Source organism: Microbacterium sp. C448, from assembly GCF_000582705.2.
GTDB classification, from domain to species: Bacteria; Actinomycetota; Actinomycetes; order Actinomycetales; family Microbacteriaceae; genus Microbacterium; species Microbacterium lacus_A.
The window spans coordinates 1-11,329 of sequence record NZ_HG779743.1 but is presented as its reverse complement, the minus strand read 5'-3'; the positions used below and the strand labels follow the sequence as shown (position 1 = coordinate 11,329).

At 64.6% G+C, this 11,329-nt stretch carries 11 protein-coding genes; 9 read left to right on the top strand and 2 right to left on the bottom strand.

Going from position 1 to position 11,329, the window contains the following annotated elements; all coding sequences use genetic code 11:
- The first annotated feature begins 201 nt into the window (after positions 1 to 201).
- The 3 genes from MIC448_RS16575 to MIC448_RS12115 all read left to right on the top strand — a co-directional run bounded on the left by MIC448_RS16575 (position 202) and on the right by MIC448_RS12115 (position 3,556).
- Entirely contained in the window at positions 202 to 1,449 is a 1,248-nt protein-coding gene (locus MIC448_RS16575; protein WP_036300045.1) for a glycosyltransferase family 4 protein, read from the top strand.
- Between the two features lie 98 nt (positions 1,450 to 1,547).
- The gene (gene gmd, locus MIC448_RS12120) at positions 1,548 to 2,579 is read left to right on the top strand and encodes a GDP-mannose 4,6-dehydratase (protein ID WP_036300043.1); all 1,032 of its coding nucleotides are present in this window, start codon (positions 1,548 to 1,550) and stop codon (positions 2,577 to 2,579) included.
- A complete protein-coding gene (locus tag MIC448_RS12115) occupies positions 2,576 to 3,556 on the top strand; it encodes a GDP-L-fucose synthase (protein ID WP_036300041.1) in 981 nt (326 codons plus the stop codon). Before gmd ends, MIC448_RS12115 begins: the two co-directional genes overlap by 4 nt.
- Before the next feature lie 8 nt (positions 3,557 to 3,564).
- Here the strand turns inward: MIC448_RS12115 and MIC448_RS12110 are convergent, their stop codons facing one another.
- Positions 3,565 to 3,945: a VanZ family protein gene (locus MIC448_RS12110; RefSeq protein ID WP_051513722.1), complete on the bottom strand. Its 381-nt coding sequence runs from the start codon at positions 3,943 to 3,945 to the stop codon at positions 3,565 to 3,567.
- Positions 3,946 to 4,399: 454 nt separating this feature from the next.
- Between MIC448_RS12110 and MIC448_RS12105 the strand changes: the two genes are divergently transcribed.
- The 3 genes from MIC448_RS12105 to MIC448_RS12095 all read left to right on the top strand — a co-directional run bounded on the left by MIC448_RS12105 (position 4,400) and on the right by MIC448_RS12095 (position 8,295).
- On the top strand, positions 4,400 to 6,046 hold the full coding sequence (locus MIC448_RS12105; protein WP_243419998.1) for a DUF4012 domain-containing protein: 1,647 nt from the start codon (positions 4,400 to 4,402) through the stop codon (positions 6,044 to 6,046).
- 144 nt (positions 6,047 to 6,190) lie between these two features.
- Positions 6,191 to 6,778 carry a hypothetical protein gene (locus MIC448_RS12100; protein WP_036300038.1) on the top strand — a complete coding sequence of 196 codons (588 nt, stop codon included), beginning with the start codon at positions 6,191 to 6,193 and terminating at the stop codon, positions 6,776 to 6,778.
- Between the two features lie 206 nt (positions 6,779 to 6,984).
- Positions 6,985 to 8,295 carry a UDP-glucose/GDP-mannose dehydrogenase family protein gene (locus MIC448_RS12095; RefSeq protein ID WP_036300036.1) on the top strand — a complete coding sequence of 437 codons (1,311 nt, stop codon included), beginning with the start codon at positions 6,985 to 6,987 and terminating at the stop codon, positions 8,293 to 8,295.
- On the opposite strand, the gene MIC448_RS12090 is transcribed toward MIC448_RS12095, so the two are convergent.
- Positions 8,274 to 8,768 carry a VanZ family protein gene (locus tag MIC448_RS12090; protein WP_051513720.1) on the bottom strand — a complete coding sequence of 165 codons (495 nt, stop codon included), beginning with the start codon at positions 8,766 to 8,768 and terminating at the stop codon, positions 8,274 to 8,276. The two genes, MIC448_RS12095 and MIC448_RS12090, sit on opposite strands and share 22 nt — an antisense overlap.
- Before the next feature lie 401 nt (positions 8,769 to 9,169).
- On the opposite strand from MIC448_RS12090, the gene MIC448_RS12085 reads away from it, so the two are divergent.
- The 3 genes from MIC448_RS12085 to MIC448_RS12075 form a co-directional block, all read left to right on the top strand.
- Positions 9,170 to 10,480: an HNH endonuclease signature motif containing protein gene (locus MIC448_RS12085; protein ID WP_036300029.1), complete on the top strand. Its 1,311-nt coding sequence runs from the start codon at positions 9,170 to 9,172 to the stop codon at positions 10,478 to 10,480.
- A gap of 134 nt (positions 10,481 to 10,614) precedes the next feature.
- The gene (locus tag MIC448_RS12080) at positions 10,615 to 11,019 is read left to right on the top strand and encodes a VOC family protein (protein WP_036300027.1); all 405 of its coding nucleotides are present in this window, start codon (positions 10,615 to 10,617) and stop codon (positions 11,017 to 11,019) included.
- A partial coding sequence (locus MIC448_RS12075; protein WP_144238045.1) for a helix-turn-helix domain-containing protein occupies positions 11,016 to 11,329 on the top strand: 314 nt, incomplete at its 3' end. The genes MIC448_RS12080 and MIC448_RS12075, both read left to right, overlap by 4 nt.

Below are 11,329 nucleotides of genomic sequence, written 5' to 3'. Positions count from 1 at the left end.
CAGACCCTCCACGACACCCGGGGCGATTCAATTCGTCGCGAAGGGCACTGACAACGAACCGACACTTCTCGCGGAAGTATTTGCGTCTGTCGACGCCCCTCATGAATGGACGAAAGCGGAGAACGACTTCCCGCCTCTCGGCCCCTGGCAGTGAGCCTGGCCCAGTCTTTGTGCCCAATGACGGTTCGGTAGGGTCACGGTATGAGTACTCGCCCAGGCATATCGCTGCTGAGCCTGCACTTCCCCCCCGAACCAACTGGCAACGCCCCGTACACAGGGGCTCTTGCCTACGGACTGAGCAACCTGGGCCACAAGGTGACAGCGAACGTGGGGCACCCTCATTACCCCGAGTGGAAGATTCGCGCAGGTTACGGCCAATGGAAGCGTGTCGAGCTTGATCGCGACGTCGAAGTCCGACGCAGGCTCCACTTCGTCCCCAGACCCCCGCGCGGCCTTCGCCGTCTAGTCTCGGAGTTCAGCTTCGGCGCTCGCCTCTTCTTCGGACGCTGGGGCGGAGCTCCCGTCGTGGTCGCGGCATCGCCGTCGATGTTCTCGACGGCACTCGTAGCCCTTCGAGTTCATCTCACGCCGGGACGACCAGCACTCATCATCTGGGTTCAAGACATCTACACCCTCGGTTTAGCGGAAACGGGGGAGGGTGGCGGACTCGTAGGGAGCATCACAAAGTGGACGGAATCTCGGACCCTGCGAGCAGCAGACCGTGTCGTGACGATTCATGACCGATTCGCTGAGTACGTCATCCACGAACTCGGGGTCAGCCCTGAACGATCCGCCGTAATACGCAACTGGACACACCTACGGCCCTCCGCCCCGCTAAGCGGAACCGAGTCGAAGTCTGAGCTGGCCTGGCCACTCGACAAAGTTCTCGCAGTTCATACAGGAAACATGGGAGCAAAGCAGGGACTCGAGAACATCGTGGATGCCGCTCGTCTAGCCGATGAAGCCAACGCTCCGATCCACTTTATCCTCGTCGGCGATGGTGGAGAACGTGCAGGACTTGAAGCCCGGGCCCTCGGTATTGAGCGCCTGACATTCGTCGATCCACTCGACGACGATGACTACAGACGAGCACTTGCCGCCGCAGACATACTCCTAGTAAACGAGAAGCCGGGGGTGTCGGAGATGGCGGTGCCCAGCAAACTAACGTCGTACTTCGATGCAGGTCGCCCGATCGTTGCAGCTACCGACACCGAGGGCATCACGGCTACCGAGATCAGCGCTGCCCACGCGGGGATCGTGGTGCCGGCAGGACATCCACAAGAGCTCCTAGGCGCAGCTCTATCGCTCGGAAATGATAAGGATATGAGCGCCAAGTTCGGCGCCAACGGGCGGGCCTATCGCGAGAGGGTGCTCGACCAAAGCGTCGCGATTGAGCGATGGTCGCACCTCGTAGCCGAGGCAGCGTCGGAACGCAGGAAGCGTCGCTGAGCTCGAGACGTCCTCTGCGCGCAACAGAACGGAAACTGTTGGTCCCGGTAGGGTCGGACCGAGCACGTCGCCCCTTCCCCCACGCGAACGGACCTTCCTTGACGAAGCGCGCACTTATTACCGGAGTCACGGGCCAGGACGGCTCCTACCTCGCCGAGCTCCTGCTCTCGAAGGGGTACGAGGTACACGGGCTCATCCGACGGGCGTCGACGTTCAATACAGCACGGATCGACCACCTCTATGTCGACCCGCACGATCCGACGGCGAAGCTCTTCTTGCACTACGGCGATCTGAGCGACGGCGCGCGCCTCGTCACGCTGCTCGCCGAGATCAATCCCGACGAGGTTTACAACCTGGCCGCCCAGTCGCACGTGCGCGTTTCGTTCGACGAGCCCGAGCACACCGCCGACACGACCGGAACCGGCACTATCCGCATGCTAGAAGCCGTCCGACTCTCGGGCATCCAGACGCGGTTCTACCAGGCGTCGTCGTCCGAGCTCTACGGGGCCACTCCCCCGCCGCAGGACGAGAAGACGCCGTTCTACCCCCGCTCGCCCTACGCCGCCGCAAAGCTCTACAGCTACTGGATCACCAAGAACTATCGCGAGGCCTACGGGATGTTCGCGGTCAACGGCATCCTGTTCAACCATGAGTCGCCCCGTCGCGGTGAGACATTTGTCACACGCAAGATCACACGTGCTGTCGCCGCTATCAAGGCCGGCACGCAAGAGCATGTTTACATGGGCAACATCGACTCGATTCGGGACTGGGGCTATGCAGCTGAGTATGTCGAGGGCATGTGGCGCATGCTGCAGGTCGACGAACCCGACGACTTCGTTCTCGCGACGGGCCTCGGCATCACGGTTCGCGAGTTCCTCGAGATTTCGTTCAGCCATGCGGGGCTCGACTGGGAGAAGCATGTCCGCTTCGACGAGCGCTACCTACGCCCGACCGAGGTCGATGCCCTGATCGGCGACCCGTCGCACGCGAAGAACAAGTTGGGATGGACCCCGTCTATCGATGGTCGTGAACTCGCCCGCCTTATGGTGGACGCCGATATCGAAGCGCTCTCGCATGCGGGGCGACCGTGGATCGACAAGGTGTCACTGACCTCGTGGGGCACTAAGTGACAGCCTCGGACGGCCTCGACTACGCCCCGGGCCCCCTCGACCGCGACGCGACGTTCTACGTCGCTGGCCACCGCGGGCTCGTCGGTTCCGCGATCTGGCGACGGCTCAAGTCTGCCGGCTTCGACCGCATTGTCGGCAAGCCCTCAGCCGAACTCGACTTGAAGAACCGCGATGCGGTTTTCGAGTACATGTCTGAGATCAAGCCCAAGTACGTCGTGCTGGCGGCGGCGAAGGTCGGCGGCATTCTGGCAAACAGCACCTACCCGGTCGACTTCCTGAGCGACAACATGCGCATCCAGGTGAACGTCTTGGATGCCGCGCTCGCGAACGACGTCGAGCGCGTCCTGTTTCTCGGCTCGTCCTGCATCTACCCGAAGTTCGCGCCACAGCCGATCCCGGAAGATTCGCTGCTGACCGGTCACCTCGAGCCCACCAACGACTCGTATGCGATCGCGAAGATCGCGGGAATTCTGCAAACGCAGGCTGTGCGCCGCCAGTACGGATTGCCGTGGATCTCGGCGATGCCGACCAACCTGTATGGCCCGAACGATAACTTCTCCCCGGAGGGGTCCCACGTTCTGCCTGCGCTCATCCGCCGCTATGACGAGGCCGCGCAGTCAGGCGCGCCGGTTGTGACCAACTGGGGCACGGGAACGCCGCGTCGCGAGTTCTTGCACGCCGACGACATGGCCGACGCTTGCCTGCACTTACTCGAGCACTATGACGGTCCCGAGCAGGTGAACGTCGGTACCGGATCGGACGTGACGATTCGCGAGATCGCGGAAACGATCGCAAATGTCGTCGGTTTCACGGGCGAGACTCAGTGGGACACGAGCAAGCCCGACGGGACGCCGCAGAAGCTGCTCGATGTGTCAAAGCTCGCTGAGGCAGGCTGGGATTCGCAGATCTCGCTCGCAGAGGGACTGGAACGGACCGTCGCCTGGTACCGCCAGCACGTTGGGAAGCTGCGCGAGTAGGTCTTTCGCTATCGACGCGCGGCGCGGATGAGTGCGGCGAATAGGATGCCGACGCAGGCGCCCGTGACATTGGCGACGACGTCCAGCAGGCTCGATACACGCTCGTCGATGAGGACCTGGCATGCCTCGACAGCAACCGAAACGACGAGCGCGGCGGGGAGCACCACATAGTGGCCTCGCCGCAGGATCAGCGTAAAGAGAAACCCGAACGGCACAAATAGCAGGACGTTCGCGATGAACTCGATGCGCGCGAACGTCAGCAGCGGCCATTCAGCGGTGATTGAGTCGAGCATCGGACGCGCGGGCACGTCAACATACGTCGGCCACAACGCGATAAAGGCAAGCGCTACGCCATAGACCAGCACGAGAATCCAGAGCGCCGCGGTCACCCATTGCGGCCGGCGCCGGATGGTCCTCGTCACCATGACCGGCGTTGTCGCGTTACTCGGTTCGCGTTGCGGACGGCGAAGTTGTTGCCGGGTGCGGGGACCGTCAGGCACAGCAAGCGAGGGAGCTGCGGGAGCTGCGGGTTCCATGGGCCTCCGTGTTCGGATCGGTTGCACCAATGCCGCGGGATAGTGCGGGAGAGACTATCGGATCGGCGACCGATGCGCCCCGCACGACGCGGCGTGAACTCTCACGCAAGATACCGTCCCCTCCCGAACGGTGGCACCGAGGTCCCGGCGGGGCGTCACTTAGGGTGAATGAATGAGTACACCGCGGCCACGTCATTCGCGACGGGTGGCGGGCCGAGTGTTCGCAGTGGTGCTGGGCGCGGTGCTGGTGCTGGTGGTCGCGGGCGCTGCTTGGGTAGGCATCCGTGCATGGCTCGCACAATCACACTTGAATGAAGCGCAGCAATCCGCAGCCGAGCTACCCAACCTCGTCTCCACCGATCCGGCAGCCGCCGCGACCGCCGTCGACGCACTGTCGGAGGACACCTCGGCCGCCCGCGAGCTCACGAGCGACGTGATCTGGCGAACCGCCGAGTCGCTGCCGTGGATCGGACCTCAGCTGCATGCGGTTTCGGTTTTGGCCCGCAGTATCGACGATGTGGCAAGCGATGCGCTCGGCCCTCTTATCGACGTCGCGGGAACCATCGACCTAGACTCCTTCGCGCCGCGGGATGGAGCGATCGACCTTTCCCCATTCATCGAGATGCAGGACGCGGCCGCCGTTGCCGCCGACGGGACACGACAGGCAGCGGCATCGCTCGCGGCAGTCGATCGCACGGCACTCGTGGGAGCTGTGCGCTCGCCGTTCGACGAGGCATCCTCACTGCTGGATGGCGTCGCTGTGGCGACCGAATCGTTGGCCAACGCGAGCGTGCTGCTGCCGCGGATGCTCGGCGCAGACGGTCCCCGCGACTACCTGGTGATCGTGCAGAACAACGCCGAGTGGCGCTCGCTCGGCGGCAACCCCGGCGCGATGGTATTGATCCACACCGAGAACGGTGCCATGACCCTGACCGAGCAAGACACCGCATCGGGAGTCGGCTCGTCGAGTGACCCGATCCTGCCGATCGACGACGAACTCATGTCGATCACCGGTGCGAGCCCGGGAATGTGGTTTCAGAACGTGACGCAGGCAACCGACTTTGCAACGGCGGCACAGCTAGCGAACGAATTCTGGGCGCGCAAATACGGGACCCCCGTCGACGGCGTGATCAGCATTGACCCGATCGCATTGTCGTACCTGCTTTCCGCCACCGGCCCCGTCACCCTGCAAACCGGCGACGTGCTCGACGAGGCAAACGCGGCACAGCTTCTGCTCAACGAGGTGTATTTGCGCTACGCGGACAACGAGCAGCACGACGCGTTCTTCGCCGGATCCGCCGCCGCCGTCTTCGACTCGGTCAGCTCGGGTGCCGCGCAACCTGGTCCCCTGCTCGAGGCACTCGCCCGCGCGGGTGAAGAACACCACCTCTTGATCTGGAGCGCCCACTCCGACGACCAGGCCGTGCTCGACGGCACCACTCTGCAGGGCGGATTGCCCGTGACGGATGCCTCGGCCACCCGATTCGGTGTGTACGTCAACGACGGCACGGGCTCGAAGATGGACTACTACGCCCGTCTTAACACCACCGTGGGGTGGTGCGGCGCGCTTGCCGACGGGCGCGACGCGGCGGCACTCCGGGTGACCATCAAGAACGACGCGCCAGTGGACGCTGAGACCTCGCTCTCGCCGTATATCCACGGCGACGGCATCTTCGGCGTTCCACCCGGAACCGCGAGGACTGTGGCCTACATCTACTTACCCAAGGGCGCTATGGTCGTGAGCTCACACGCATCTGGCTCGCGGACGATCGACACCGCCACCCACGCGGGAAGAGACGTGATCTCGTGGTCGGTCGACCTGCCGCCGGGCGGCTCCGCGTCGTTCGACGTAGTCGTTGCGACGGCGGCGACGCCGATTCTCGACGTCGTCCGTACTCCAACTCTTTACGCAAACGAAACAGAGGACATTAGCATTTCCTGCGAGTTTGCCTAATACTGGAACGAGGGGGCAGTTCATAGGGTCGTTTTTTCGGGACGGCCTACTTGTGGTCTTCTCTCCTCGTTCCGCACCGGAGCATCAAGAGCGGGCGACCTAGCGCCGCCTCCCCCGCACACCGAGAAACCATAAGGAACTGACATGAGGCTTCCCTTCCCCAAAGCCACTGCCACTGCCGTCCTCGTCGCCGCATTCGCACTGGCCGCACCGGTCGCCGCATCGGCAACCCCCGCACCCAGCTACCCGCCCTCGGGATCGACCTCAGGCGATATCGCCGCGAGCTCAACTACCGTCGCCCCAGGTGGCACGGTTTCGATCGCATTCCCCGGCGACCCCTTCGCCCCCGGTGAGACCGTCACGCTCTCACTTACCGGCGAGAACGCCTCGGGGGCATCGCTCGCTTTGGTCGTCAAGACCGTAGTTCAGACCAAGACACTTGGCACCGTCGCGGCGACGAGCAGCGGTTCTGCCCCCGCCTTCACTGTGCGCATGCCTTCGAACGCCGTTGGCAACTACGTCTTCACCGCCACCTCGCCGAGCGTGCCGGGTGGCATCTCCGTCACCGTCGCGGCCGCAGGCGCTGCAGCGGGCGATGAAATCGCCAACACAGGAACCGACGGCGCCATGCTGCTCGGCCTGTGGGTCGGCGGCGGCGCGCTGCTGCTCGCCGGTGGTGCGGTTGTCGTAGCAACGACCGTTCGCCGCCAGCGCCAGAAGGTCGACGCCTGATCGCAGCCCTCGGGCTCATCTTTAACTGATGGCCGCAGCATCCTGATCTCAGGGCTGCGGCCATCGGTCTGTTCGCTGTCACAGCGATTGCCGCGGCCGCCGCAGGTAACACGGTCGTCACCGGGGCTCTCTATGCTCGGTAGTGCGGCGACGCGACCAATCTGAGCGGGCGCTTGCCCCACATCGCGTCACAATCAAGGAGAAGCATGCGCCTGTCTGTCATCGGCTGCGGATACCTCGGAGCCGTTCACGCGGCGGCCATGGCATCCATCGGTCACGAAGTCATCGGGATCGACGTCGACGCGGCCAAGATCGAATCTCTGTCACGCGGCGAGGCGCCCTTCTTCGAGCCGGGGCTGACCGACATCCTGGCCGCAGGCATTGCGTCAGGCAATCTGCGGTTCACGACTGATATCGCTGAGGCGGAGGGGGCTGTCGTTCACTTCGTCGGCGTTGGGACGCCGCAGCGCAAGGATGGGTACGCGGCTGACCTTACTTATGTCGACGCGGCGTTCGAGGCTCTGGCGCCTTACCTGTCCCCCGGGGACGTGGTTGCGGGCAAGTCGACCGTGCCCGTGGGGACTGCGGCTCGCCTGGCGTCGGTCGTTTCTCCGACCGGCGCCACTCTGGTGTGGAACCCCGAGTTCTTGCGCGAGGGATGGGCCGTGCAAGACACGATCGACCCCGACCGCCTGGTCGTTGGAGTGCCTTCGGATGATTCGGGCTCGCGCGCGGCCGATGTGCTGCGCGAGGTCTACCATCCGGCCGTCGCGAAGGGCACGCCCTTCTTGGTGACCGACTACGCCACGGCCGAGCTCGTGAAGGTCGCCGCGAACGCGTTCTTGGCGACCAAGATCTCATTCATCAACGCCATGGCCGAGATCGCCGAGGTTACGGGTGCCGACGTCACGCAGTTGGCCGACGCGATCGGGCACGACGTGCGTATCGGGCGCCGCTTCTTGGGCGCCGGCATCGGGTTCGGTGGAGGGTGCCTGCCCAAAGACATCCGCGCCTTCTCGGCTCGAGCCGAAGAGCTCGGGCGCGGTGAGTCGGTCGCATTCTTGCGTGAAGTCGACGCGATCAACCTGCGTCGCCGCGACCGTGCGGTCGATCTCGTCGTCGCGGCGCTCGGCGGCACGGTGTTCAAGAAGAACGTCACCGTGCTCGGCGCAGCCTTCAAGCCACACAGCGATGACGTGCGCGACTCCCCCGCTCTGGACGTTGCGGTGCGTCTGCGCGGACTCGGCGCGTGGGTCACGGTGACTGATCCGGAGGCGATCGCAAACGCCGAGCGGCTGCATCCGCAACTCAACTTCGTCGCCGATCGCGATGAAGCCCTGCGCGGCGCCGACGCCGTCGTGGTTGTGACCGAGTGGGACGAGTACCGCCGGGACCTGACGCCCGCGCATGCAGCATCGTTGGTCTCATCGCCGGTGGTCATTGACGGGCGCAACTGCTTGGATTCGGCTGCGTGGCGCGCGGCGGGGTGGACCTACTACGGGATGGGCCGACCCTGAGGCTTTGCGTTCTTTGCTCTTAGAGTGACCGCGAGGATGCCGATGGCGGCGCCGAAAGTGTTGGCCACGACATCCTGAATGCTTGACGTTCGATCGGTCGCGAGCATCTGCAGTAACTCGGCCGTCGTCGAGAACGCGAGCGCGGCAACGAGGGCGTACCACCAATGCACGCGCGGGAGCAGCAGCATCGCGAGCGCCCCGAACGGGACGAACAGAAGGATGTTCGCCGTGAACTCCATGCGTGCGTAGGTCAGCCACGGGATCGCACGGGTGATTGCGCTGAGCATGCCGCTTGCGGGGGCGTCCACGTGGGTCGGCCAGAGGGCGATCGTCGCGAGGGTGATGCCGTAGACGATCAGGGCTACCCAGAGGGTGCGGGTGAGCCAGACGGGGCGGCTGCTTGCGGGCGCGCTCGGCGGGCGTGCTGCTTGTGGTGCGTGTTCGGCCTGTTGGGCCTGCTGGGCGGGGCGCATGTGTCTCCGAGTGCGGATCGAGTGATCGGTCGGGGCGGGTCGGGAGCGCCGCTGCAGCCCGGATGTTCGTTGGAGACTACCGGACGGGGGTCCTGCGGTGTCCAGTGGGCGATGCTGTTGAGGTTCGACGTGCGGGGGCGCTCGTCCTCGGGTAGCTCGGGCTGCGGTGCGCTCTGGAAGCTGCCGCGGGATCGCGAGCGATCCCTTGCCGTCGAGGGGGTGGGTTGCGTTTGCGGGCAGTGGTGCGTTTCTTGTCGCTGCGCGGGGACGGGAGGGTGGGCGGAGATCGCGCTATTGAAGCATCCGGTCGCATGTCATGCTCGTATTTTTGTTCTATCGAGTTATCCACAGCCGTGAATTATCGCGGGTGCGATGTCGGCACTCACTGATACTTTTAGTACATGCATTCGAACGAACGAGAGACACAAGCAGACGGCATCGACGTCGTCTCTGCCGACGTTTCGGATGAGTACTGGACCGCGATTGCCGAGTTGGCTGCCTCGGAGGCGAAGGTGCTTCGCGTTCTCGCTCGGGCGGGAGACGTTGCGTTCTCGCGAATGGAAACTCTGCCGCGGACGAGCGCACGCGAAGCAGAACTACCGCTACGAGCGATCGCGGCTGAGCTCGCGGCGCGGGCGAACCAGTCCGACAGGACCGTGCAGCGGAAGATCGACGAGGCCCACACCATCTCGACCAAGTTCGCGGCGACGCTCAAGGCCCTGGAGGAGGGCCGGGTGGCTGTCGCACATGTGCGGGTGATCGTGGATCACGGGTCGAAGATCGAAGATCCTTCCGTGCGTGAGGTCTTCGAGGCCGAGGCAATTGCGCGGGCCGAGACCACCACCGCCGGTCGGCTGAATGCCTCCTTGGCACGTCTGGTTGAAGAGGTACAGCCCCGCACGTTTGCCGATCGGCACAAGGCAGCCCGTGAGGGGCGAGGCGTGTGGGTCCGCGACGACGCAGATGGCATGGCGGAGTTGGTCATGCGGGGTCCCGCGGTTCCCGTCCATGGCATGCACGACATGCTTACGCAGATGGCCCGCAAGATCACCAACGCGGCGTCCGCTGCGGCCGCCGAGGGCGCCGAGCCCGACCCGCGAACGATGAGTCAGATTCGGGCCGACGTGTTGGCCGAGATCGTGCTGACTCACCGTGTCGATCCGGCGACGGGCGAGGGGCTGTCGGACGGGTACGGCGGGCTCGCGTCGATCCGTGCGGTCGTGAACGTGACGGTTCCTGCGCTGGCGCTGGCCGGCGTGACCGCAGACCCCGCTGAACTCGTCGGTCGGGCTCCGGTCGACATCGATACCGCCCGAATCTTGGCCCTCTCGGCGCCGGGATGGGAGCGCGTACTCGCCGATCCCATCACCGGAGGGGTGCTGGCAGTCGATCGGTATACGAGATCCGCCGATTTGACCCGATATTTGCGGGTTCGGGATCCCCATTGCCGATTCCCCGGGTGTCGAATGCCCGCGCACCGATGCGACGTGGATCACGGGCGCGACTATGCCCTCGGCGGCGAAACATCGCACTGCAATCTCGCGTGTTTCTGCCGAAGGCACCATGTTTTGAAGGGCGAGACTCCGTGGATGGTCAGACACCTGCCTGGCGGAGTGCTCGAATGGACCTCGCCCGGAGGCAAGGTCTACATCGACATACCGCCACCGGTCTTAGTCGGATTCGTGCCTGATCTGGAACCGCCACCGTTCTGAGCAGTGTGGGCGCGTGCCTGGTTCGCGCGATTTCGGCCACTGCGAAAGGCGGTTCGGCGTCGCGCATTTCGGGAGACCCGAAAGTCGGCGGGTTAGGGCTTGACGCGGCACTTGTATTTTGCAAGTATGCCGCCGTGAGCCTCTTCATTACATGTCCGGTCGAAAGCGTGGACCGCGCGACCGTCTTCTACACCGCCCTCGGCTGGGCCCTGAATGCCGAGATGTCCGATCACAACGTGTCGTGTTTCGCCATCGCACCCGAGCAGTACGTCATGCTCGGCAGCCGCGAGATGTACGCCAGCGTCGGAGGCACCGAAGACCTGATCGGTGGGTCCGACACGCCCTCCAAGGTGACGGTCTCGTTCGACCTCGAGAGTCGCGAGGCCGTAGACGAACTCGTCGAACGCGCCAGCGCTGCGGGCGGACGGATCGGCGACACCGACGACTACCCCTTCATGTACCAGCGCCAGTTCGACGACCCCGACGGCTACCACTACTCCCCGTTCTGGATGAAACCGGACACCGATCCGAGCGCGTGAGCGACCTTGCAACAGCCCTCGAGATCGTCGGCGCACGATGGGCTCTCCTCATCGTCGAGCAACTACTCGACGCACCACAGCGATACGGCGATCTTCAGCGCGAGCTCGGAGTGCCGACAAACATCCTCGCCACCCGTTTGCGCGAGCTTGAGGCGGCCGGAGTCCTGGTACGCCTGCCCCTGCGACACAACACCCGCGCCTACGCGCTGACCGCTCGTGGCCTCGCCTTGCGGGAAGCGATCGTGGCGCTCGAACACTGGGGATCTGCGCAAGTGTCGACGCGGGACGGACACGGGCCGAATGGTGGTCC